Origin of the sequence: Thauera aromatica K172 (genome assembly GCF_003030465.1) — a bacterium.
Taxonomy (GTDB): Bacteria; Pseudomonadota; Gammaproteobacteria; order Burkholderiales; family Rhodocyclaceae; genus Thauera; species Thauera aromatica.
In genome coordinates, this window is the sequence record NZ_CP028339.1 from 3,012,268 (window position 1) to 3,035,961 (window position 23,694).

The following is a 23,694-nucleotide window of genomic DNA, read 5'->3' on the forward strand; positions in this document are numbered from 1 at the left end:
GGCACCCCCTTCGAACCCCCGCAGATGAAGAACCTTCATGCTCCCACGCCGCTCGTCCTGCTCGTCGAGGACGAGCCCGGAATCCGCCGCTTCGTGCGCGCCGCGCTCGAAGCCGAAGGCTGCACGGTGTGCGAGGCGGCGACACTCCGGCGCGGCGGGATCGAGGCCGCGGCGCGCCGTCCCGATCTGCTGATCCTCGATCTCGGCCTGCCGGACGGCAGCGGCATGCTCCTGCTCGACCAAATCCGGCACTGGAGCACGCTGCCGGTCCTGATCCTGTCGGCGCGCAGCGACGAAGCCGACAAGGTGGCCGCGCTCGATGCCGGAGCGGACGACTATCTGAGCAAGCCCTTCGGCGTCGCCGAACTGCGCGCCCGCATCCGCGCCCTGCTGCGGCGTGCGCTGCGTCCAGCACAAACCCCGAGCCGGGTGGCGTTCGGCGACATCGAAGTCGATCTCGAGCACCGCACGGTCCGCCGCGCCGGCGAGCCCGTCCATCTGACCCCGATCGAATACCGCCTGCTCGGCCAGCTGATCGCCGGCAGCGGGCGGGTGCTGACCCACCGCCAGCTGCTCTCCGGAGTCTGGGGGCCGAACTACGTCGAGCATGCGCATTACCTGCGCGTCTATATGGCCGGTCTGCGGCGCAAGCTCGAAGCCGACCCCCGCTTTCCGGTGCACATCCTCACCCAGGCGGGGGTCGGTTATCGCCTCCAGCTCGATGTGCCCGGCGACGCCGTCAGCACCCCCGGAACGTCGACGGCAGCATCGCATTCGGATACGGCCGAACAGCGCAGTCCTGTGGGTGACAGTGACAGCCGGTGACAAACATCCTATAAATCGAAGACGAGGCTGGCCGGGTTCATGCCCGGCAAGAAAGCCCGGCAGAGAGGCAGGTAGGGAGCTTGGCCGCAATGGAAAAGAAGACCTCAACCGCCCTCGTCGCCAGCCCGGACGAGAGCTTCTGCGCGAAGATCGGCGAGGCTGCGGAACTGGCCGATGTCCGGCTGGTGGCGCAGGTGACCAGCTACGTCCAGCTTCCTGCGTTGCTCGATGTCCTGCAGGCGGACATCCTGGTGCTCGATGCAGACCCGTCCGAAGCGGAGCAGGAAGGGCAGCTTGCGTCCTTCCACCGCTCGGCGCCGGGAACGGCGATCCTGCTGGCAACCAGCACCCTCACCGACGAGCGTGTATCGAACGCGCTGCTGCAGGGCGTCAGCGGCTTCGTGCCAAAGCATTGCGACCGCCGTGAATATGCAGAAGCGATGCGCGCGATCCAGCGCGGAGAAATCTGGCTCGGGCGCGAGAAGCTCGCGCACGCCCTGACGAGCCTGATCGACGCGGTCAATCTGTCGCCCCAGCCCCGCACGCCCGCGGGCGCGAACGAAAAGCTCAGTCCGCGGGAAGAGGAAATCGTCGGCCTCATCCTGCGCGGGTGCACGAACAAGGAAATTGCCAAGGCCCTGGGGCTGAGCGACAAGACCGTCAAGGCCCATCTGAGCCACGTCTTCGCCAAGCTCGGGGTCACGCGGCGCGCCCAACTGGCGCTGTCGCGCAATCCTTTCGGCGCTTCGCCCGCCAGCGGATGACCGGCCTAGGACACCGGACCTAGGTCACCGGTCCTAGGCCACCGCGCCGGCATTTCAAGCGCATTTCTCTGCTATCCCTAAAAAACCTGGACGTCGGCATGCAGGACAAAAATCCCTGCATGCGGGTGACAGTGGGGGGCGGCCAGCGCAAAGCGGATATCCCTGCGAGGATCCGCGCTGACCCCCGAGGGGGCGAAGCTTGTCCCGAAGCGGATAGGAGAACATCATGAGAAGCTTGACGAGATGGGCGCGTACGTGGGCGCGCTGTATCGGCGCGGCGACGCCGCTGGTAGTGGGAGGGCTGCTGCTGGGAGCGCCGCCGGCATCGGCCCAGGTGGCAGCCAGTTGCATGCAGGATGTGTGGAAGGCGCATGGCAACAGCCAGAACCTGACGTGTACCGCCAATGACGTGACGCTGTCCTCGGCCGGCAATATCTGCGTTCATGTCACGCAGGGAGGGCCGCAGGACACAAACAATGACGGTTGCCAGGACCCGAACCCGCAAGGGCAATTCACCTGTGTCGCAAACCAGCTATTCACCTTCACCGCCGACTTCACGATGCCGCTGACCGCCCAGGCTCGCTACGACCTCGGTCTCTATCTCGCCACCGACGGCGGCGGCAGTGACGGTGCCTTGACCGGATCGTGCGAGGCGAATGTGGTCACTGAGGCGAATTCGCCGACCTTCATCAACAATGATGCGGGCCTCGACATCTGCGGCGACATCGACGCCGATCACACTCCGCAGGTGATTCGCGAGACCGTCACTGTCATGTGTGCCGACACCAACAACGACAGCAAGGTGAATCTGCCCTGGTGCACGAGCTGGCGTCAGCCGGGCGCGAACGAGGTGTGCGACTCGGCCACGTATACGGCCGCGGCCACATTCGATGCCTTCCCGGGATCGCCGTCGAAGTGCAATTGCGGCGACCTCAACATCGACATCTTCCTCGAAACCGCGAGCATCACGGTGGTGAAGGACGCGGTGACGCCGACGGTTTCGGAAGCGGGCGGCGAAGTAACCTACAGTGTCGCGGTGACCAACCACGCGCAGGTCTCGAGCGTGACGCTAGACAGCCTGGAGGACGACCTGTACGGCGACATCACCAAAAAGACTCCGGATAATCCGCTGATTTCGGATACCAACTGCACGCTGGCGACGATTCCGGCGGAAAGCAACGATCCGGGTGGTCAGAACCCGTACACGTGTCAATTTACGGTGGCGGTGGCATCCGGGGTGCACGATGCAGGTGACACGATCACCGACGTCGTGGAGGCGTGCGGAAGCGATGATTTCGGTCATTCGAACCTATGCGACGATGATCCGGCCGATGTGACCGTTCTCGACGCGTCGAGTCCGCCGAGCCTGACCAAGACCGCGACCGCGACGCAGACCGTTGCCGTGGATGTGCAGTTCAGCGTCGGGGTGAGCAATACCTCCTCCTTCGATACGCTGACGCTCACTTCGCTCACGGACGACAGGTTCGGCGACATCACCACGGTCCAAGGCAACGTCCTCAGCACGACGTGCACGGTCCCGCAGGTCATTGTTCCGTCCGGCAGCTACCCGTGCTCGTTCGTCGGCAGGATCTCCGCCACCGGCCTCCATACCAACGTCGTGACCGGTGCGGCGACCGACGATGATGGAGTGAACTACGGTGCTCCGGCGTTGCAGGACGATGCGGACGTCAACATCACCGTGACCTTCCCGTAAGCAGCACACCTTGCTCCGATCGGCGGGCGCCGAACGGTCTCTCCTGAAGTCGAGGAGACCGCCAGGGGTCCGCCACGGACAAGCCGGGAAATGAAGAAACGTTCGGTCCCCTTGATCGGGCAACCGGTCGAGGGGGTTCGGATGCCTCGCGCCAGCCCGGATATCGCTTGACCACCGACATGGAAGGGATGCCATGAACCGAATCATGCTATGCGCGGCGATGACGGCGCTGACCCTCACAGGTCTGTCTGCGCCGGCCCCGGCTCAGGAAGCCGGGGACGTGGAACAGTTGCGCCGCGACGTGGAAGCCGTCAGCCAGGGCCAGGACGCCCTGCGCAAGGATCTCGACGAACTCAAGAAGCAGCTCCAGGCGCGCCTGCCGCCACCGCCGCCACCCCTCGTGCAGCCCATCGACGCCGTCGTTTCGATCGGCGACGCCCCGGTGAAGGGCGCGCGGGACGCGCAACTCACCATGCTGGAGTTTTCCGATTACCAGTGCCCCTTCTGCAAGCGCCACGCAGACCAGTCGCTGCCGCAGATCGAGCGGGACTATATCGCCACCGGCAAAGTGCGTTACGTGTTCCGCGACTTCCCGCTGGAGTCCATCCACCCGCAGGCCCTGCAGGCCGCCGAGGCGGCACACTGTGCGGCAGAGCAGGGGCAGTACTGGGAAATGCACGACCGCCTTTTCGCCAACCAGCAGGCCCTCGCCGCCGAACGCCTGGTCGAGCACGCCGCGGCCCTCAAGCTCGATGCCGGATCCTTCAAGCAGTGCCTGGAGAGCGGCAAGTACGTGGAACGCATCCGCGACGACATCGCCGAGGGGCGCAAGCTGACCGTAACCGGAACGCCCACCTTGCTGCTGGGGACGAGCGCCGGCGGCAGCATGGAGAACGTGCGCATCCTGCGCGGGGCCCATGCTTACGCCTTGCTCAAACAGGAGATCGACAAACTGCTGGCGGAGAGCAAGCCGTAGATCGAGCAGGAACGGCCCTCTTCCGGCACCTTCCGCGGGCGGTGCAGAAACCCGCGGAAGGTGTTCGCTTGCCGCGTAACCTCGCGGCGAGTGCGGGGGTGGTGCGGCTTACTGAACGCTGAACGAGACGGCGGTGGCTGCGGACTGGCCGTTGAGCGACGCGACCATGCCCGCCTGATACGTACCGACGGGGTCCGGCTTCTTGAGCTGGAACTGGTACAGGGCCTTGCCATCGCTTCCGGTCGTCGCACTGCCTTTGACCTGCGAGCCGTTGGCCTTGGTCACCGTGAAAGACACCGCGGCACCGGCCACCGGCACGCCGCCGGCACTCACGGTTGCGCTCAGGTAGACCGTCTGCCCCCGCAGGTAGCTCGACTGGCTCGTCGAGCCCTGGGCGGTCAGCGGATCGGCGGATCCTGCTCCAAACCGCACGCTGACCAGCGCCTGGGTGGTGGACACCGCGTCCGCGGTGATGCTCACCCCGGTGGCCGGGTCCTCGAACGTTCCGCCGACCGTCAGCGCGGGGTCTTTCCAGTCCCAGTACGCCGAGCTCCCGCTATTCGGTGTCATGTCGAGGAGATTGACGCTGTTGCCGTTCCCGTCCGTCGCGGTACGGATCAGCACGCCGTTGAGGACGTTGGTGTTGCCGGCGAGCACGCTGTCAAAGCCCACGGCCTGGCGGAACTCGACGTAGTACCAGGTTGGCTGTCCCGTCACCGGATCGATGGCTTTCGGAATCTTGAGCCCCTTCGGCCCGGTTCCGCCGGCAGCGTAGGGCTCGAGCGTGAACACGCCATCGCTGGTGACGGTCGTGATTTCCGGCGACGCCGAAGTGTTCAGCCAGCCCAGACGCTCCTTCTGGAAAGCGTTGTAGTGGCCGGCGCTCGAGGAGCCCATCATGTCCATCTGATCGCCGTATTCGTAAGTCGTGCAGGTCGTCCCAAGCGTGTCGGCACCGCACTCGAGCGAATGCGAATGGAACAGGCCGATGGCGTGGCCGAGCTCGTGCGCCGTGACCCCGATCTTGAGTTCCCCGGTGATCCACGTGTTCGACGGGCTGCCCCCCACCGACGACAACCCCCACCAGCCGCAGGCAATCTGGGGGAAGGCATAGACGAGGTGCGTATAGGCGGACAGATCGTAGCCCGCCGCCGAAGCGGCGTCCTGGGCCTGGGCGGCAATCGTCCAGTAGTCGCACACGCCGGAGCTGTTGGCGATCGTGAACCAGCCCGCAACGTCGGTGTTCAACCACATCTGCTGCTGCGAATTTTCCAGGAAATACTCGTTCGTCGTCGTCAGTACGGTTTTCGCGAAATCGGGGGAGTAGGGCTGGATCGGGTTGTCCTGAAAATTGACCAGCACGACCAGGGTCCGGTGCTCCCCCATCGCGCCCGGCCCCGGTGCCGGCGTCCCGCCGTTGCTGCCGCCCTTCGCCCCCCCCTTGGCGGCCAGGGTCAGGCTGCCATCGCCCGACTCCAGAGCCATTACGCGATCGAGCAGGACCCCTTTGGCGCGAACCTGCGTGCCACTCACCAGCCCCGGGGGCTGGGCCTTGAAGTGGAGGGCAATTCGTTCGCCCAGGGAAGTACGGAGGTAATTGCTCAGGCGGGCCTTCTGGTTCGGGTACTCTTCATAGAACACTTCCAGTTCGCCCTCCAGTTCCACATGCCGCTCGAGGGCATCCTGCACTTGGGAAGGCATGCCGGCGCGCGCGCTGGGCGTGAGGACGAGTTGCAGTGCGGCGGCGGGGTCGTTCTCGATGAGTTCGGTCAGGAAGGCCTTGCGCTGCGCGACCGCCGCGGCCAGTTCATCGAGCCGTGCGGCCTGCTGCTGGGCGGATGCGGCGCGATACCGGGCATGCAGCCCCGGGAGGGACTCGGTCAGCTGTTCGGCGGCGCGCACGACCTCGGAAATCCGCACGGAGTCGGGTGCGGCTTCAGTGCCCTCGGCCGCAACCATGGGCGCGGATGACAACGCCAGCAGCGCGGTGAAGAAAGCAGCGCCGGCCAGGCGCGCCAGCCGGCTTGCGCGGCGGCGCATCGCGTTGGTGGTGGTGGATTTCATTGCATTACTCCCTGTAAAACTCTCGACACAACAGGGAGTACTGCAGACTCCGCGCCCAGGCGCGGCGAACAGGTAGCGTGGCAGGACCTCTCGATCCGCCCGGATTCTCATAACCTGGCAGTCCCGCTGTCATGAGGCCGAAGCCTTTTAAACCGGTGACTTTGCGTCCCCGCCTTTCGACGGGTTTACCCTTTTCAGGACGATCGGAAGCGTACCTCGACCGGATGTGCCATTACGGCAAAATCGGGGCGAACCTTAGCCTTTTGCCCGGAGGGATGACTGCCGTGTAAATATTTTTTACAGAAAAACGAGCCAATACCATTGACATTCTTAGGCAATTCGCAAATAAAAATCTATGCTGCATTCGCGAAATGGATTGCCAAACAGAAAAAATAAATTTTCATCATGCGAAGACATTCCAGATGGCAGGACAATGGCAGAAGGCAGTGGCAGAAATGAAGTCCTGCAATTGAATTCACGTGATTCATGCATATTGATCCGCACCCGGACGGGCCGGCCACCGCTTCCGGCCCGATCCGCTCAGCGCCGCCAGAAGGTCGGCGTCAATACCACCAGCAGGGTGAAGATCTCCAGGCGCCCAAGAATCATCGCGAAGCTCAGCACCCAGGTCTGAAAATCGCTCAGCCCCTGATAATTGCCCGCCGGCCCGACTTCGGCCAGCCCGGGACCGGTGTTGTTGAGACAGGCGACGACGCCCGAAAAGGCAGTGAGCAAGTCCAGCCCGCTGGCGGCCAGCAGCAAGGTCAGCGAGACGATGCTGACCATGTACATGAAGCCGAAGGCGAGCACCGCATGGAGCACGTTGTCGGAGACCGGCTGGCGGCCGAGGCGCAGCGGCAGCACCGCATTCGGATGCAGCGCACGGGCAATTTCGCGATACACCTGCTTGTACAGGATGATCGCGCGCATCATCTTGATGCCGCCACCGGTGGACCCCGAACAGGCGGCGAAGCTGCCCAGAAAGAGGATCCAGACCTGAGCGAACATCGGCCATGCGGCGTAATCGTAAGCGGCCAGGCCGAGCGAGGTGGCAAGGGAAATCGCATGAAAGGCGACGTGGCGCAGTGCCGTCGGCAACTCGGTGTAAGCCCCCACCCCGAACAGATAGGCAGTGAGAAAGACGACGGTAAAGAGGAGTACACCGAAAAACCAGCGCAACTCAGGATCGTTGGCATAGGCCTGCGCGCTACGCCGCATCAGCGCAAGGTAATGGGTGGCGTAGTTGATCCCGGCCAGCAGTGCGAACAGCATCGTCACCAGTTCGATCGACAGGCTGTCGAAGCCGCCGAGGCTCGCGTCCTTGCTCGAAAACCCGCCCAACCCCATGATCGAGAAGGCATGGATCACCGCCTCCCAGGGCGGCATGCCGACGCCCCACAGCGCCACGCCGCAGGCCAGCGTCAGCAGCGCATAGACCATCCACAGACCTTTCGCGGTTTCGGCGATCCGCGGGGTCAACCTGGACTCCTTCATCGGCCCCGGCGCCTCGGCCTTGAACATCTCCCGCCCGCCGATCCCCAGCAGCGGCAGCACCGCGACCATCAGCACGATCACGCCCATGCCACCGATCCAATGCATGAAGGTGCGCCACAGGTTGATCGACACCGGCAGCGCATCGAGCCCGGTAAGCACGGTCGCGCCGGTGGTGGTCAGACCGGAGGCGGCCTCGAAATAGGCATCGGTGAAGGACAGCCCGGGCAGATAGAACATCAGCGGCAAGGCACCGAACACCGGCACCGCGAGCCAGGTCGCAGCGACCAGCAAAAAGCCGTCCGACACATGAAGGTCGCGCCGCCTGCCGCGCCCGGCCGCCCACATCACCAACCCACAGGCGAAGGTGACGAAAAGAGCCAGGTCATAGGCCGCGGTGGCCCCATCGTCGAGGGCGAACGACACCGCAAGGGGGAAGCCCATCACCAGCCCGAACAGCAGCAGCACCAGGCCCAGCGCACCCATGACCGGAAGATAGACTTGCATTGCGGCAACGGCGGCGGTCGGTGACGGCGGCCGCGGGAGTCATGAAAACGCCGCGGATGCTATGCCTTCGCGCATTAAGATGGCGTAAAGATTTTGCAGCGCAACACCGGCGCCCGCCGCCTGAGCGCACGAAGAAAAAGGGCGCGATGATCGCTCATCGCGCCCTTTCCGGGTGAGGTCCCCCGCCTGTGCCGTCTCCGCCGGGCATCCTGAACCTGGGGTTCAGGGAGGTCGCGTTCCTTCCGCTTCAGGATCACCCGCGAGGGGGCGTTCACACCAGCGGCATCGATGGTCGGCAACCAAGTCTTTCGACTATTGGTTCAAGGAATCTACGACTTCGACGAACACTGCAGGGGATTGATCGTTGCCGTCCTGCGCTGCCCGGAAGACGCTCTTCCGACCAGCGCACACAGCGAATTATCGTTGTTTTGGCGAACGCCGCGCCCGTTTCGAGGGATGGACCAGACGACTCAGAAGACCTTTTCCTGCTGGGCCAGCACTCCGTCGAGGCGCGCTTTCATGAGCCCGATTCTACGCTTCACGCCCGGCATGTCAAACCCGTTTCCGCGCTGGTACTGAAGGAACTCGTGGGCGATGTTGAGCGCGGTCATGACCGCGAGTTTTTCGCCCGAAGAATGCGTTTTCGCCCCAAGTTCGCTGAACTTGTCGTCAAGATACGCTACGGTCGCGAGCAGGTCCTCGCGGTTCCCGGGAGTGCACGAAACCCGGTACTCCTTCCCCAGCAGCGTCACGTCCAGATGGTCGATCGACACGGTTTCAGGCCTCCGGCAGATGGTCGAGGAGCGCTTCGATGCGGTCGGCGGCGAGCCGGACCTTGTCCGAGAGCTGGCGATTTTCGGCTTCCAGGCGCGCAACGCGTCCGCGCAGCTCGGCGTTGTCGGCCTTGAGGCGGTCGTAGAGGCTGATCAGTTGCTCGAGCTGGGCCTCGAGTTGCGCGAGTTCGGTGTCCATGGCGGCGATGGTAGTAAGGGCTCGATCGGGGGTCAATCAGCGCTGCAGCTGGCCGACGTCGCGCACCGCACCGGTGTCGGCCGAAGTGGTCAGCGCAGCGTAGGCTTGCAGCGCGGCGGAAACGAGCCGCTGGCGGCTGAGCGGCTTCCACGCCGCGCTGCCCCTCGCCACCATCGCGGCGCGGCGCGCGGCGAGGGTCTCGTCGGAGACGGCAAGGTGGATGCGGCGGTTCGGGATGTCGATCTCGATCGTGTCGCCGTCCTCGACCAGGGCGATCGCGCCGCCGCAGGCCGCCTCCGGCGAAGCGTGGCCGATCGACAGGCCGGACGTGCCCCCGGAAAAACGGCCGTCGGTCAGCAGCGCGCACTGCGCGCCGAGGCCGCGACTCTTCAGGTAGGAAGTCGGATAGAGCATTTCCTGCATGCCGGGGCCGCCCTTCGGACCTTCATAGCGGATCACGACGACGTCGCCGGCCTGCACCTGCTCGCCGAGGATGCCTTCGACCGCATCCTCCTGGCTCTCATAGACGCGGGCGCGGCCGGTGAAGGTCCAGATCGACTCATCCACGCCGGCAGTCTTCACGATGCAGCCCTTCTCGGCGATGTTGCCGTAGAGCACCGCGAGCCCGCCGTCGGCGGTGAACGCGTGCGCCTGGTCGCGGATGATGCCGCCCTCGCGGTCGGTGTCGAGCGCCTTCCAGCGCCGGTCCTGGCTGAAGGCGACCTGGGTCGGCACGCCGCCGGGCGCGGCGCGGAAGAAGGTGTGCACGGCCTCGTCGCGGGTGCGCTTGATGTCCCATTTGTCCAGCGCCTCGGCCATCGAGGCGCTGTGCACGGTCGGCAGGTCGGTATGCAGCAACCCCGCGCGGTCGAGTTCGCCGAGGATGGACATGATGCCGCCGGCACGATGCACGTCCTCGATATGCACGTCGGCCACCGCCGGCGCGACCTTGCACAGGCAGGGCACGCGGCGGCTGATACGGTCGATGTCCTTCATCGTGAAATCGACCCCGGCCTCACGTGCGGCGGCGAGCAGGTGGAGCACGGTGTTGGTCGAGCCGCCCATCGCCACGTCGAGGCTGATCGCGTTCTCGAACGCCTCGAAGCTGGCGATCGAGCGCGGCAGCACCGCGGCGTCGTCCTGTTCGTACCAGCGCCGGGCGAGCTCGACGATGGTGCGCCCGGCCTGGCGGAACAGCTGCTCGCGGTCGGCGTGGGTGGCGAGCGTGGTGCCGTTGCCCGGCAGCGACAGGCCGAGCGCCTCGGTCAGGCAGTTCATCGAGTTCGCGGTGAACATCCCCGAGCACGAACCGCAGGTCGGACAGGCCGAGCGCTCGATGGCGTCGACTTCCTCGTCCGAGCAGCTCTTGTCGGCGGCCTTGACCATCGCATCGACGAGATCAAGCGAAATCACCTTCGCTTCCCACTTGACCTTGCCCGCTTCCATCGGCCCGCCGGAGACGAAGATCGCCGGGATGTTCAGGCGCAGCGCGGCCATCAGCATCCCCGGCGTGATCTTGTCGCAGTTCGAGATGCACACCAGCGCATCGGCGGTATGGGCGTTGCACATGTACTCGACGCTGTCGGCGATCAGCTCGCGCGAAGGCAGCGAGTACAGCATCCCACCGTGGCCCATGGCGATGCCGTCGTCAACGGCGATGGTGTTGAATTCCTTGGCGACGCCGCCGGCGGCCTCGATCTCGCGCGCGACGAGCTGGCCGAGATCCTTCAAATGCACGTGGCCGGGGACGAACTGGGTGAAGCTGTTGGCGATGGCGATGATCGGCTTGTCGAAGTCGCCGTCCTTCATGCCGGTGGCGCGCCACAGCGCGCGCGCTCCAGCCATGTTGCGGCCGGCGGTGGAAGTGCGGGAACGATACTGGGGCATGACGGCGCTCCGGGAAATCTGCGGGAAAGAAAGCGATTCTAACGCGCACCGCGAAGCATGCGTATCATCCCGGATCCCGTCATCCGCCAGGAGCCCTCATGCACGTTCCCCCGCCCGCAGCCGACTCCGCCCCCCAGCGCTCCGATGCCGCCGCGCCGGAAGCCGGCTTCGACCTCGACCCTGCGCAGGTTCGCGTGCTCGGCGTGCTGATCGAGAAATCCTTCATCACGCCCGATGCCTACCCGTTGTCGATCAACGCCATCACCACCGGCTGCAACCAGCTCACTGCGCGCGAGCCGGTGATGAACCTGTCCGAGGCCGAAGTGCAGGCGGCCGTCGACCGCCTGATCGCACGCCGCCTGGTATCGAAACGCGACCAGGCCAGCGCCCGCGTGGCCAAATACGAGCACCTCGTGCGCCTGCGCCACTCGCTGCCGCCGGCCGAACAGGCGGTGCTGGCGATCCTGATGCTGCGCGGCGCCCAGACCGCGGGCGAGCTGCGCCAGCGCTGCGAGCGCCTGCACCGCTTCGACGACGTCGCCGCGGTGGAAGCGGTGCTGGAGCATCTGGCGGAAAAATATCCCCCGCTCGCCACCGCGCTGCCGCGCGCCCCCGGCACCAAGGAAACCCGCCACGTCCATCTGCTCGGCGGCGACGCCGCGGTGCAGGAGATGGCCGAAGCCCAGGCAAGCGCCGGCGCCAGCGGCGGGCGCGGCCGGATCGCCGAACTGGAAGACGAAGTACGCGCCCTGCGGGAAGCGCTCGAGACCCTGCGCCACGACTTCGACACCTTCCGCCGCCAGTTCGACTGACGCCCGGTCCCGCCGCGCCGACACCCGCCCGGCGGAGTACGGCCGCGCCGGCCAGCGCGAACTCCGGCGCCGGCGATCGACTCGAACCGGCTCCCTGCAACCGCGCCTGCACCGCAGGCCCGCCGCTCTCCAAGGAACCCCACCGATGCTGGTCCACCCGCAATTCGACCCCATCGCCCTCTCCCTCGGCCCGCTGTCGGTGCGCTGGTACGGCCTGATGTACCTCGCCGGCTTCATCCTTTTCGTCGTCCTCGGCCGCGCCCACGCCCGCCGCCGGCCCGAACTCGGCTGGAACGCACAGGCGGTCGACGACCTGCTGCTGTACGGCGTGATCGGCGTGATCGTGGGCGGACGCCTGGGCGAAGTGCTGTTCTTCCAGCCCGCCTACTACCTCGCCCACCCCGGCGAGATCCTCGCCGTGTGGAAAGGCGGAATGAGTTTCCACGGCGGCTTTCTCGGCGTGCTGGTGGCGATGTGGTGGTATGGGCGCAAGCACGGCAAGGGTTTCTGGCAGGTCACCGATTTCATCGCGCCGCTGGTGCCGACCGGGCTCGCCGCCGGGCGCATCGGCAACTTCATCAACGGCGAGCTGTGGGGCCGGCCGATGGCGGCGGACCTGCCTTGGGCGATGGTCTTCCCCTGGGTGGACGCCGTCCCGCGCCACCCCTCGCAGCTCTACCAGGCCGCCGGCGAAGGCCTGCTGCTGTTCGCGATCCTGTGGCTCTACGCCGCCCGCCCACGGCCGCTGCGCGCGGTATCGGCGGTTTTCCTGATCGGCTATGGCAGCCTGCGCTTCGCCGTCGAGTTCTTCCGCACCCCCGACCCGGGCATTTTCGGCACCCTCGCGCTCGGCCTGTCGACCGCACAGTGGCTGTGCCTGCCGATGGTGCTCGCCGGCGCCGTGCTACTCGCTGACACGCGCCGCACGCACACGCTATGATGGCGGCAATAACGGGGCAAGACTACACACCAGGCACTTGAGCGGGGAGACATCGATGACGGGATCCGGACTGGTTTCGCGCAGCCTGTCCAAAGTGCGCGAACTGGTGGTCAACGCCGCCCAGCTGGGCCGGGAAACCGTCGCGAAAGACCCCGAGCACATCCGCCGCCAGCTGCAGGAGTGCGCCGAAGGGCGCGGCGGCGAAGTCTCCACCCGGCTGCGCGCGGCGCGCCTGGCCGAAACCTACCTCCACCTCGACGACGCCCAGCGCCGCGGCTTCCTGCGCATGATCGCGCACGAATTCGGCCCCGATCCGGCGCAGGTCGCCAACGCCCACGAAGCCTACCAGGCTGCGGTCGGCACGCCGGCACAATGGGATGCCGAAGCCCGGCTGCGGGCGGCGATGCGTTCGCGCCGGCTGCGCATCCTCACCCAGTTCAACGCCATTCCGCAGGGAGTCAAGTTCCTCGTCGACTTGCGCGCCGACCTCCTGCGCTATCTGGCCGACGACCCCGCGCTGAAGCCGCTCGACCGCGAACTCGAGACCCGGTTGTCGGCCTGGTTCGACGTCGGCTTCCTCGAACTGCAGCGCATCACCTGGAATTCACCCGCCGCCCTGCTCGAAAAACTGGTCGGCTACGAAGCGGTGCACGAGATCCAGTCCTGGCAGGACCTCAAGAACCGGCTCGATTCCGACCGCCGCTGCTACGCCTTCTTCCACCCGCGGATGCCGCTCGAGCCGCTGATCTTCGTCCAGGTCGCGCTCCTCGAAGATCTCGCCGACGACGTCCAGCGCCTGCTCGACATCGAGGCCCCGCTGGCCGACACGACCAAAGCGACCACCGCGATCTTCTACTCGATCAGCGCCACCCAGCCCGGCCTGCGCGGTGTCTCCTTCGGCAACTTCCTGCTCAAGCGGGTGATCGACGACCTCAAGCGCGACTTTCCCCGCCTTCACGTTTTCGCCACCCTGTCGCCGATTCCCGGCCTCGCGCGCTGGGCCCGGCGCCACCCCGACGCGCTCGCCGCGGCCGTCACCCCGGCCGACGCCAAGCGCCTGGCCGCCGCCGGTGTCGCCGCCGACGACTTCGCCACGGACGGCGTCGGCGCGCTCCTCGACCGCCTCGACGGCGGCGCCTGGGCCGCTGACGCGGCGCTCGCCGCCGCGCTCCAGGACGTGCTCCTGCGCCTGGCCGCGCGCTACCTGCTCGAAGCCCGGCGCGACGAGCGCCCCACCGACGCCGTCGCCCGCTTCCACCTCGGCAACGGCGCCCGCGTCGAACGCCTGAACTGGCTCGCCGACACCTCGCCCAAAGGGTTCGCCCAGTCCTGGGGGCTGATGGTCAATTACCTCTACGACCCCGAACGCATCGAAGCCAACGTCGAAGCCTTCGCCAGCGAAGGCCGGATCGACGCCTCCACCGCGGTCCGGCGGCTGGCACGGCGCTAAAACCCGGCCGCACGGGCAAGAAAACGCTGGACGCGAAAGCGCCCCCGATCGACCCCGGCCGACCGCGAGGCGGCCGCACCTCCCCAGGGCACATCCACCGCGCATGCACATCCCGTTCCGACATTCATCGATCCGCTTCCGCCTCCTGCTCGCAAGCACCGTGGTCCAGGTCGTGCTCCTCAGCGTGCTCCTGGCCAACAGCGTGCGCCTGATGAACAACGCCCTCTCGGCCAGCCTCGACACCACCATCACCCAGAACGCCAGCATGCTGCTGGCGATGGCCACCGCCTATGGCGAACAGGAGAACTACGGCGGAATGCAGGACGTCCTCGGCGAACTGCTCGCCGACTCCGGCGAAGGCCTGATCTACGTCCGCATCGTCGCCCCCGGCGACCGCCTGCTGGTCCATTCCGGACTGCCCTACATGACCCACCTGCCCGAGCCCGACGGGATGCGGCAGGGCTTTCTCGAACGCCTGCGCGCCGACGACCTGATCCACATCCGCCGCCCCCTGCTGCTGCCGAAAAACGAAGTCGGCTTCCTCCAGTTCGGGATCTCGATCTCGGTCCTCACCGAAGCGCGCCGCGCGATCATGGAGCAAGGGCTGATGATCGCCCTCGCCGAAATCGTGCTCACCTTCATCCTGCTCTCGGCGATCGGCTACTTCCTGACCCACAACCTGCGCAGCCTGCTCGCCGGCAGCCGGGCGATCGCCGACGGCCACCTCGACCACCGGGTCTCGGTCCGCGGCGACGACGAGTTCGCCGTCATCGCCCGCCACTTCAACATCATGGCCGCGACATTGCAGCGCCGCGTCAGCGAACTGCAGCACACCGCCTCCTGCCTCAAAAGCAGCGAAGAGCGCTACGCGATGGCCCTCCACGGCGCCAACGACGGCCTGTGGGACTGGGACATCGCCGCCCGCAGCGCCTATTTTTCCGACCGCTTCTGCCAGATCCTCGACCTCCCGCCCAACGCCATGCCGAGCCGGCCCGAAGCCTTCCTCGACTTGCTCCACCCCGACGATCTCGCCTCCTACCGCGAGCGCATGGCCCAGCACCTGAAAGGCCTCAACACCCAGTTCATGCTCGAGCACCGCGTACGTCTGCCCGATGGCCGCTACCGCTGGGTGCTGACCCGCGGGGTCGCCCGCCGGGGCCCCGACGGCAATGCCAACCGCATGGCCGGCTCGCTCAGCGACATCGACGTGCGCAAACGCGCCGAAGAGCAGCTGCTGCACGACGCGCTCCACGACGGCCTCACCGGCCTGCCCAACCGCGCGCTCTTCATCGAGCACGTCGATCGCGCCCTCGCCCAGCACCTGCGCGGCGACGGCCATCCGCTCGCGGTGCTGGCGATCAACATCGAGCGCTTCAGCCTGGTCAATGACAGCTACGGCCACGCCGTCGGCGACGAGCTGCTGCGCCGGATCGCCGAGCACATCACCCTGCGCATGCGCGCGGGCGATGTCTGCGCCCGCGTCGGCGGCGACCAGTTCGCCCTGCTCCTGAACGGGGTCGGCGACTCCAGCGAGGCCCTGCGCATCGCCGAACGGCTGACCACCCTGCCGGCGTTCGCCCCCCCTTCCAGCGACCGCATCGTCCATCCGCACTGCCGCATCGGCATCGTGCTCTCCACCGACGGGCGCGAGGACGCCGAAGCCCTCCTGCGCGACGCCGACAACGCCCTGCACAAGGCCCGCCGCAGCGAAACCACCGCGGTCGAGTTCTTCCACACCTCGATGCACGCCCAGGCCGTGCGCACGCTGCAGATCGAGGCCGACCTGCGCTGGGCCCTCGCCCATGGCGGCCTGGCGGTGCATTACCAGCCGATCGTCCACCTCGCCGACGCGCGCACGCGCAGCTTCGAAGCGCTCGTGCGCTGGCCGCACCCGAACCACGGCCTGCTCTCGCCGGCCGAATTCATTCCGCTGGCCGAAACCCTCGACCTCATCCACGACCTCGGCATGGTGGTGCTGCGCACCGTTTGCGAAGACGTCCGCGACTGGCAGCGGCACTTCGCCCCCGCCGCGGTGCCGCGCGTCAGCGTCAACCTGTCCGCCCGCCAGCTGGCACGCCCGCGGCTGGCGCACGAGCTGCTGGAGGCCATCGACCGCGCCGGCATCGAGCGCCCCGCGATCCGCTTCGAAGTCACCGAAAGCCTGCTCGCCCACCCCGAAGGGCCTGCGCGCCAGACCCTGCACGCCCTGCGCACGGCCGGCATCGAAATCATGATCGACGACTTCGGCACCGGCCACTCCACCCTGAGCTACCTCCACACCATTCCCTGCGACCAGATCAAGCTCGACGGCTCCTTCGTCCGCTCGCTCACCGAAGATTCCCGCCTGCTCGCGATCGTGCGCCACAGCATCGAGCTCTCCCACGACCTGGGCATGAAGGTGGTCGCCGAAGGCATCGAAAGCGAAGCCCAGCGCGACATTCTGCGCGAACTGGGGTGCGATTACGGCCAGGGCTACCTGTTCTCGCGCCCCCAGGACCGCGCACGCACCTTCCTGCGCCTGCAGCAGGAATTCGGAGAAATCCCGGCATGAACCGCGCTTCCCTACCGGCCGCCTCCCTGCTGGCCGCAATCCTGCTCGCGCCCGGGCACGCTTGCGCCGCCGCGGCGCAGGCGCTCGACTGGCGCTTTTCCGGTTTTGCGACCCTGGGCGCGGTCTACACCCGCAGCGACGACCTGCGCTTCGCCCGCATCGGCACCGACGCCCCCGGCGGCCACAACCCCGACACCGGCCCCGACTCCATCCTCGGCCTCCAGCTCGGGATGCGCCTGGGCGAAAGAAACACCGCCGTGCTGCAGCTGGTCACGCGTGAAACGCCGCGCAACGACTACCGCCCGCGCGCCGCCCTCGCCTTCCTCAGCCACCAGCTCGATCCCGAGCTGAGCGTCCGCATCGGGCGCCTGCGCACACCGTTCTTCATGCTCTCCGATTCGATCGACCTCAACTACGGCCGCCCCTGGGTGCGGCCGCCGGTCGAAGTCTACGGCCTCAACCCGTTCCCCGATCTCGACGGCGCCGACCTCCTCTACCGCACCCGCCTGGGCGCGGGCAACCTCGAACTCCACCCCTACCTCGGCGCCAGCCGCACACCGGTGATCGGCGGCGGCGAAGCCCGCCTCAGCCGCCTGCACGGCATCAGCCTGATGTACGACCGCGGCCCCCTGACCCTGAGCGCCGGGCACGCCGTCGCCGACCTCGCGGTCCACCGCAACTCGGCCGAATTCCGCAATTTCGCCGCCAATCTGCCGCCACCGCTCCGCGAGCGGATGAGCGGCAGCGGCGCACATGCGAGCTTCAGCTCGATCGGCTTCCAGTGGGACGACGGCCGCTGGCTGTTCAGCGGTGAAATCGCCCGCAACACCGCCGCGCGCTTTTCCAACAGCGCCCGTGGCGTCTACCTGATGGCGGGCTATCGCGATGGTCGCCTCACGCCCTATTTCGGCCTCGCCCGCCAGCGCCAGGACCGGACCCTGCTGCCTGCCGGGCTGGCCGCCACCTACCCCGAGCTGGACGGGCTCATAGACGGCTTCAACCGCTCCCGCAACCAGGCCCAGCGCAGCGTCACCGCCGGCCTGCGCTGGGACGTCACACCCGACACCGCGCTGAAGGCGGAGCTCACCCACGTACGCACCGACCGCGGCGCATTCGGCTCCTTCATCCCACGCGGCGACGCCTTCGCGCCGGGGCTGGACGAGCGCTCGATGAATCTGCTGAGCCTGTCCGTCGATGTCGTTTTCTGAGCACGTCTTCCATCGCTGGGGGCGCCGGCTGGCGCTGACCGTGGCGCTCGCCTGCGCCCCGGCACCGGACGGCCACGCCCAGACTCCGCTGGCGCTGGTGAGCGCCGCCGCCGGGCCGGTCACCACGCTCGACCGCGATACCGCCGAGCAGCTCTACCTCGGCCGGCGCAGCAACCTGTCCGACGGCACCGCGGTGCAGCTCATCGACCTGCCCGCCGGCCCCGAGCGCGACCGCTTCTACCTCGGCCTGACCGGCAAGAATCCGAGCCAGATCCGCGCCTACTGGTCGCGCCTGGTGTTCACCGGCCGCGCCCAGCCTCCGCGCGAAGCGGCCGACGTCGCTGCCGCCCGCCGCCTGCTCGGCGAGCTTCCCGGCGCCATCGCCTACCTGCCGCTCGACGCGGCCGACAGCCCGCAGTTGCGCATCCTCCTGCGGCTCGAGTAGTCGCCCCCCGCCCCCGCTGCGCCTCGGCTCGCCTCCGATCGGCCTGTCGCCCCCGATCCGTGCTTTGCCGGGCGCAGCGGGGGCGACAGGCCGGAGCGGGCACGGGCAGGGCGGCAGTTGCCCTCTTGCCGGCCTTGTGTTCTAATACGAATCATTCCTATTATTGACAACAATCGCCATGACCGTATCGCTGCCGACGCCTCACCCGTCGCCCCCACCCGGCTGCGCACCGGCGTCCCTCGAAGCCGCCGCCCCCGACTTCCAGGACAACGCCCTCGACAGCCGGAGCCTGCTCGCCGGCCGCAAGGCGGTGGCGATCGAGCACGAGGGCAGCCGCTACGTGCTGCGCGCCACCCGCAGCGGCAAGCTGATCCTGACCAAGTAATCGCCCCTCCCGGGGCAGGACTCGAGAACGAGGCTAGACTATGTATGTCTGTGTGTGCAACGCGGTGACCGAACGCCAGATCGACCAGGCCGTTCGCGCCGGCGCCACCTCTCTGCGCCACCTGCGCCACCAGCTCGGGGTCAGCGCGGAGTGCGGCCGCTGCGCACGCTGCGCCCAGGACTGCCTGCGCGCGGCGCTGTGCGAGCCGTCCAGACCGGCCCCGGCGGTGCATGCGGCACATGCCGGTTCCTCGCGGTCCCTTGCCCTGGAGGCATCATGAAAGGCGATAAGAAAGTCATCCAGCTCCTCAACAAACAGCTCACCATCGAACTCACCGCGGTCAACCAGTACTTCCTCCATGCCCGCATGTACAAGAACTGGGGCTTCGGGCGGCTCGGCAAGCACGAATACGACGAGTCCATCGAGGAGATGAAGCACGCCGACGCCCTGATCGAGCGCATCCTGTTCCTCGAAGGCCTGCCCAACCTGCAGAACCTGAACAAGCTGCTGATCGGCGAAAACGTCGCCGAGTGCATGCAGGGCGACCTCAAGCTCGAACAGGGCGGGCGCGACAGCCTGCTCGAAGCGGTCGCCCACTGCGAATCCTGTCGCGACTACGTGTCGCGCGAGCTGTTCGAGCACATCCTCGAAGACACCGAAGAGCACATCGATTATCTCGAGACCCAGCTCGGCCTGATCGACAGCGTCGGCCTGCAGAACTACCTGCAGTCCCAGATGGAGCACGGCGCATCCTGAATCCATGACCTGCGGCCCCGCCAACGGGGCCGTCCTTCATCCGCCCCCATGCACCCTGCCGCTCACGCCCTTCCGAACTTGCCGCTTTATCCGCCCCCCGCCACACGCCGCAACCAGACCCCGATGCCGCACCCGGGCGCCGTCGCTGCACGCCGTCCCGGCGTACGCCTGGCCGCACGGACGCCGGGACGGATCGCGCTCGCCAGCCTGGTCGCCCTCGCTCACGCCGCCGCACTCGGCGCCCTGATCCACTTCGGCATGGACAAGATCGAGCTGCCGCAGCCGATGCCGGTGCAGGTGGCCCTGATCGCCGCCCCGCAGGCCGAGCCGCAACCAGCGGTCGTTCCCGCCCCCGAGCCGCCGCCCAAGGTGCAGCGCCCCGAGCCGACGCCACCGAAGCCGGCGCCACCCAAGCCGCGCCCCAAGCCGCTCGCCAAGCGCCCACCACCAGCACCGGTGACCGAATCCCCGGCGGCGCCGACCCAGATCACCACGGCCGCTCCGCCCCCAGCCGCCGAGGCCGCCCCGGCGGCACCGGCACCCGCGCCAGCTGCCGCACCGGCACCGCTCACCGCGGCCCGCTTCGACGCCGCCTATCTGAACAACCCTGCCCCGGCATATCCGATGCTGTCGCGGCGCATGCGCGAGGAAGGCCAGGTCATGCTGCGCGTGCTGGTGTCGGCCGACGGACTGCCGGACCGCATCGAATTGCGCACCACGTCGGGCTCCGAACGCCTCGACCGCGCAGCCCAGGACGCCGTCGCCCGCTGGCGCTTCGTTCCCGCCCGCCGGGGCGAACAGGCAGTCGAGGCCTGGGTTCTCGTTCCCATCGTTTTCAAACTGCAAGGAAGCTGAACATGGAGAGTTCACAGGCCTTCGGCCTCGCCCACCTGTGGGGGCAGTCCGACACCCTCATCCGCGCCGTGGCGCTCGCCCTGCTGCTGATGTCGGTCACCAGCTGGTACCTGATCCTCGCCCGCCTGCTGCGCCAGCTGCGCGCCCGCCGCCATGCCGGCGCGGTGGAAGCGTTCTGGGCCGCGCCCGACCTCGAATCGGGGCTGCAGCGGCTGCAGCTCCAGGCGCCGGAATCGCCGTTCGAGGCGCTCGCCCAGCAAGGCGCCGCCGCCACCCAGCACGTCCGCCGCCACACCCGCGGCGACACCCTGGGCGGCAAGCTCGACGCCGACGAAGTCATCACCCGCGCGCTGCGCAAGTCGATCGCGCTGTCGACCGCGGCGCTCGAGTCCGGTCTCACCGTGCTCGCCTCGATCGGCTCCACCGCCCCGTTCATCGGCCTGTTCGGCACGGTGTGGGGGATCTACCACGCCCTGGTCAACATCAGCGTCTCCGGCATGGCCACGCTCGACAAGGTCGCCGGCCCGGTCGGCGAGGCCCTGATCATGACCGCCTTCGGCCTCTTCGTCGCCATTCCTGCGGTGCTCGCCTACAACGCCATCACCCGCGCCAACCGCGTCGAGCTGTCCGAGCTCGACGCCTTCGCCCACGATCTGCACGCCTGGTTCTCGACCGGCTCGCGCATCGCCCCGCTCGCCGCGGGCCACGAGGCACCGGCCGGCGCCACGGCCGCGGCGCTCCCCGCCAGCGGAGCAGCGTGATGGCCTTCGGTGGATTCGACCAGGGCGACACCCGCCCGCTGCAGAGCGACATCAACATGGTGCCGCTGATCGACGTCATGCTCGTGCTGCTGATCGTGTTCATGATCACCGCACCGCTGCTGACCCATTCGATCAAGATCGATCTGCCCCAGGCCTCCAGCGCGCCGAACCAGGAAAAGCCCGAAACCGTCACCCTCGCCCTCGACGAGGCCGGCAAGCTCTACTGGAACAACGAGGCGCTCGACAAGGCTACGCTCCCCGCCCGCCTCGCTGCCGCCGCGGCGCGCACGCCGCAGCCCGAACTGCACCTGCGCGCCGACCGCGGCACGCGCTACGAAGTCATCGCCGAAGTGATGAGCGAAGCGCGCAACGCCGGCATCGAGAAAATGGGCTTCATCACCGTGCCGGAGCCCTGAGCACCGACGAGCGCGGGAAAGCCACGACCGAATGCGACAAGGGGCGCCGCCATCACCGGGGCGCCCCTTGTCGCATTCTGCAGCGCACAGCGGGAGTCGCCGCCGCCGTTCAGGCGCGCGCCGCGAACCCCGGCCGGCTGCGCACGCGGACGACGACGTCGATCTCCTGCAGCTCCACCCCTTCGGGCAGGCGCGGGCGGCCGAGCACGGTCAGCTCGTCCTCGGCCAGGTCACGGAGCTCACCGGTGTCGACGTTGTACAGATGGAAATGCGGCGCCGTGGTCGAATCGTAGAACATGCGCTGGGGATCGACGCTGAGTTCGCGGACCAGCTTCAGCTCGGTGAACAGGCGCAGCGTGTTGTACACGGTGGCGCGCGAAGTCTCCGGCGTGCGCTCCCGCACGCGGTCCCACACCTGCTCGGCGCACAGGTGCACCGGCGCCTCGAACAGCACGCGGGCGATCTCGACCCGCTGCTGGGTCACGGGCACCCCGGCGCGGCGCAGGCGGGCAATGGCGGCGGCGGTGCAATCGACGCCCTCGGCAACGGCAATGCCGGCGGCGGCATCCAGAGGAGAATCTGCGGGAGAATCTGCAGCGGCAGAATCGGCAGTGGCGTCGATGGCGGAATAGGCGTTCATCTGATTCACAGTGGGGTGGTGCCGGCCTGACTGCAATTGCGCGGCCTGCCGGTTGTTTTTCGGATTGCGTCTAATGCTGAGCCTTCGCCTCGGCTCCTGTCAATGCACAGCCCCATGAGAACCCCTTCCCCTCCGCCGCGGTCTGCATTCCGATACAAAGCGCCAGCCCTCCTGCGGCTATGCTCACCGGAATCGAACCGGCCGGCGAGCGGCTCAAGGCACGGCCCGGCACACCGCGCTCGAGCATTCCACCGCCTCCCCGGCATCACCTCCGGACCACGATGAACACCGTCTCCTCTCCTTCCCGCCCTGCACCCTCCCGCTCCACGCCTTCCCGTCCCGCCGCGCCGCGCTGGCGCCGGGCACTGCTCGCGGGCGTCAGCGCGGCTCTGGCCGTCACCGCCTGGCTGGTCTGGCCGCAGCTCTTCGGCGAGCGCGAACCGCTCGCCGCCTATCAGCTCGCCAGCGTCCAGCGCGGCACCCTGGAGGACGTCGTCACCGCCACCGGCACCCTGCAGCCGCGCGACTACGTCGATGTCGGCGCCCAGGTCTCGGGCCAGCTCGAGCGGATCCACGTCGAAGTGGGCAGCGAAGTCGAGGAAGGCCAACCGCTCGCCGACATCGACCCCACCGTCTACCGCGCCCGGGTGGACGCCTCCCGCGCCCAGTTGAACAACCTGCGCGCCCAGCTCAAGGACCGTGAAGCCCAGCTCACCCTCGCCCGCATCCAGCTGCGCCGCCAGCAGGCGCTGATCGCCGAGGACGCCACCACCGCGGAAGGCGTGCAGACCGCCGAAGCCGCGGCGCAGTCGGCCGCCGCCCAGCTCGAGGCCCTGCACGCCCAGATCGAGCAGATCGAATCGACCCTGCGCGCCGACCAGGCCAACCTCCAGTACGCCCGCATCCTGTCGCCGATGAAGGGCACGGTGGTGTCGATCACCGCCCGCCAGGGCCAGACCCTCAACACCAACCAGCAGGCTCCGGTGGTGATGCGCATCGCCGACCTGCGCACGATGACGGTGCAGACCCAGGTCTCGGAGGCCGACATCGGCCGCCTCAAGCTGGGCATGGAAGCCTACTTCACCACCCTCGGCGGCAGCGGCAAGCGCTGGTACGGCACGCTGGAGAAGATCGAGCCGACCCCCACCGTGACCAACAACGTCGTGCTCTACAACGCCTTGTTCGACGTTCCCAACACCGATGGCCGGCTGATGACGCAGATGACCGCGCAGGTGTTCTTCGTCGTCGCCAAGGCCGAGGACGCACTGCTGATCC

At 67.6% G+C, this 23,694-nt stretch carries 22 protein-coding genes, 1 other RNA gene, 1 pseudogene and 1 riboswitch; of the genes and pseudogenes, 17 read left to right on the forward strand and 7 right to left on the reverse strand.

Features of this window, described 5'->3' with window-relative positions; translation table 11 throughout:
* The first annotated feature begins 24 nt into the window (after window positions 1–24).
* The 4 genes from Tharo_RS14265 to Tharo_RS14280 all read left to right on the forward strand — a co-directional run bounded on the left by Tharo_RS14265 (window position 25) and on the right by Tharo_RS14280 (window position 4,279).
* Complete coding sequence (locus Tharo_RS14265) at window positions 25–825, forward strand: response regulator (RefSeq protein WP_107221768.1); 801 nt, start codon at window positions 25–27, stop codon at window positions 823–825.
* Between the two features lie 89 nt (window positions 826–914).
* Complete coding sequence (locus tag Tharo_RS14270) at window positions 915–1,589, forward strand: helix-turn-helix transcriptional regulator (protein WP_107221769.1); 675 nt, start codon at window positions 915–917, stop codon at window positions 1,587–1,589.
* A gap of 226 nt (window positions 1,590–1,815) precedes the next feature.
* Complete coding sequence (locus Tharo_RS14275) at window positions 1,816–3,303, forward strand: hypothetical protein (protein ID WP_159051709.1); 1,488 nt, start codon at window positions 1,816–1,818, stop codon at window positions 3,301–3,303.
* A gap of 193 nt (window positions 3,304–3,496) precedes the next feature.
* A complete protein-coding gene (locus tag Tharo_RS14280; protein WP_107221771.1) occupies window positions 3,497–4,279 on the forward strand; it encodes a DsbA family protein in 783 nt (260 codons plus the stop codon).
* 108 nt (window positions 4,280–4,387) lie between these two features.
* Here Tharo_RS14280 and Tharo_RS14285 read toward each other — a convergent pair whose 3' ends face one another.
* From Tharo_RS14285 to ilvD, 6 genes are all read right to left on the reverse strand, one after another.
* A complete protein-coding gene (locus tag Tharo_RS14285; RefSeq protein ID WP_159051710.1) occupies window positions 4,388–6,343 on the reverse strand; it encodes a metallopeptidase domain-containing protein in 1,956 nt (651 codons plus the stop codon).
* A 113-nt stretch (window positions 6,344–6,456) separates the two neighbouring features.
* Window positions 6,457–6,543, reverse strand: a riboswitch (cyclic di-GMP riboswitch).
* 340 nt (window positions 6,544–6,883) lie between these two features.
* Window positions 6,884–8,341 carry a TrkH family potassium uptake protein gene (locus Tharo_RS14290; protein WP_107221773.1) on the reverse strand — a complete coding sequence of 486 codons (1,458 nt, stop codon included), beginning with the start codon at window positions 8,339–8,341 and terminating at the stop codon, window positions 6,884–6,886.
* Window positions 8,342–8,516: 175 nt separating this feature from the next.
* A non-coding RNA gene (ssrS, locus tag Tharo_RS14295) (6S RNA) lies at window positions 8,517–8,700 on the reverse strand.
* 111 nt (window positions 8,701–8,811) lie between these two features.
* Complete coding sequence (locus tag Tharo_RS14300) at window positions 8,812–9,114, reverse strand: cell division protein ZapA (RefSeq protein WP_211309618.1); 303 nt, start codon at window positions 9,112–9,114, stop codon at window positions 8,812–8,814.
* Window positions 9,115–9,118: 4 nt separating this feature from the next.
* On the reverse strand, window positions 9,119–9,313 hold the full coding sequence (locus tag Tharo_RS14305) for a hypothetical protein (protein WP_107221774.1): 195 nt from the start codon (window positions 9,311–9,313) through the stop codon (window positions 9,119–9,121).
* Between the two features lie 36 nt (window positions 9,314–9,349).
* Window positions 9,350–11,200: a dihydroxy-acid dehydratase gene (gene ilvD / locus Tharo_RS14310; RefSeq protein WP_107221775.1), complete on the reverse strand. Its 1,851-nt coding sequence runs from the start codon at window positions 11,198–11,200 to the stop codon at window positions 9,350–9,352.
* Between the two features lie 98 nt (window positions 11,201–11,298).
* Between ilvD and Tharo_RS14315 the strand changes: the two genes are divergently transcribed.
* The 12 genes from Tharo_RS14315 (at window position 11,299) to Tharo_RS14370 (ending at window position 21,779) form a co-directional block, all read left to right on the forward strand.
* Entirely contained in the window at window positions 11,299–12,012 is a 714-nt protein-coding gene (locus Tharo_RS14315; protein WP_107221776.1) for a YceH family protein, read from the forward strand.
* Between the two features lie 145 nt (window positions 12,013–12,157).
* On the forward strand, window positions 12,158–12,952 hold the full coding sequence (lgt, locus tag Tharo_RS14320; RefSeq protein ID WP_107221777.1) for a prolipoprotein diacylglyceryl transferase: 795 nt from the start codon (window positions 12,158–12,160) through the stop codon (window positions 12,950–12,952).
* Between the two features lie 55 nt (window positions 12,953–13,007).
* Complete coding sequence (locus Tharo_RS14325; RefSeq protein WP_107221778.1) at window positions 13,008–14,402, forward strand: malonyl-CoA decarboxylase; 1,395 nt, start codon at window positions 13,008–13,010, stop codon at window positions 14,400–14,402.
* Between the two features lie 103 nt (window positions 14,403–14,505).
* Window positions 14,506–16,953 (forward strand): EAL domain-containing protein, encoded by a 2,448-nt coding sequence (locus Tharo_RS14330; RefSeq protein WP_107221779.1) that lies wholly within the window; start codon window positions 14,506–14,508, stop codon window positions 16,951–16,953.
* Window positions 16,950–18,161: a hypothetical protein gene (locus tag Tharo_RS14335; RefSeq protein ID WP_107221780.1), complete on the forward strand. Its 1,212-nt coding sequence runs from the start codon at window positions 16,950–16,952 to the stop codon at window positions 18,159–18,161. The genes Tharo_RS14330 and Tharo_RS14335 overlap by 4 nt, the downstream gene beginning before the upstream one ends.
* A complete protein-coding gene (locus Tharo_RS14340) occupies window positions 18,148–18,606 on the forward strand; it encodes a hypothetical protein (RefSeq protein ID WP_245880913.1) in 459 nt (152 codons plus the stop codon). The genes Tharo_RS14335 and Tharo_RS14340 overlap by 14 nt, the downstream gene beginning before the upstream one ends.
* A 178-nt stretch (window positions 18,607–18,784) precedes the next feature.
* Entirely contained in the window at window positions 18,785–18,991 is a 207-nt protein-coding gene (gene hemP, locus Tharo_RS14345; RefSeq protein ID WP_107221781.1) for a hemin uptake protein HemP, read from the forward strand.
* 40 nt (window positions 18,992–19,031) lie between these two features.
* A complete protein-coding gene (locus Tharo_RS14350; RefSeq protein ID WP_107221782.1) occupies window positions 19,032–19,271 on the forward strand; it encodes a (2Fe-2S)-binding protein in 240 nt (79 codons plus the stop codon).
* Window positions 19,268–19,747 (forward strand): bacterioferritin, encoded by a 480-nt coding sequence (bfr, locus tag Tharo_RS14355; protein ID WP_107221783.1) that lies wholly within the window; start codon window positions 19,268–19,270, stop codon window positions 19,745–19,747. Before Tharo_RS14350 ends, bfr begins: the two co-directional genes overlap by 4 nt.
* 123 nt (window positions 19,748–19,870) lie before the next feature.
* A complete protein-coding gene (locus Tharo_RS14360) occupies window positions 19,871–20,602 on the forward strand; it encodes an energy transducer TonB (protein ID WP_245880914.1) in 732 nt (243 codons plus the stop codon).
* Between the two features lie 2 nt (window positions 20,603–20,604).
* Window positions 20,605–21,363 carry a MotA/TolQ/ExbB proton channel family protein gene (locus Tharo_RS14365; RefSeq protein WP_107221785.1) on the forward strand — a complete coding sequence of 253 codons (759 nt, stop codon included), beginning with the start codon at window positions 20,605–20,607 and terminating at the stop codon, window positions 21,361–21,363.
* A complete protein-coding gene (locus Tharo_RS14370) occupies window positions 21,363–21,779 on the forward strand; it encodes an ExbD/TolR family protein (RefSeq protein WP_107221786.1) in 417 nt (138 codons plus the stop codon). Before Tharo_RS14365 ends, Tharo_RS14370 begins: the two co-directional genes overlap by 1 nt.
* Window positions 21,780–21,888: 109 nt before the next feature.
* On the opposite strand, the gene Tharo_RS14375 is transcribed toward Tharo_RS14370, so the two are convergent.
* Window positions 21,889–22,419 (reverse strand): Fur family transcriptional regulator, encoded by a 531-nt coding sequence (locus Tharo_RS14375; RefSeq protein ID WP_107221787.1) that lies wholly within the window; start codon window positions 22,417–22,419, stop codon window positions 21,889–21,891.
* A gap of 281 nt (window positions 22,420–22,700) precedes the next feature.
* Here Tharo_RS14375 and Tharo_RS14380 point away from each other — a divergent pair.
* Window positions 22,701–23,645, forward strand: a pseudogene (locus tag Tharo_RS14380) (efflux RND transporter periplasmic adaptor subunit); the annotation flags it as partial.
* Window positions 23,646–23,694: the final 49 nt, after the last annotated feature.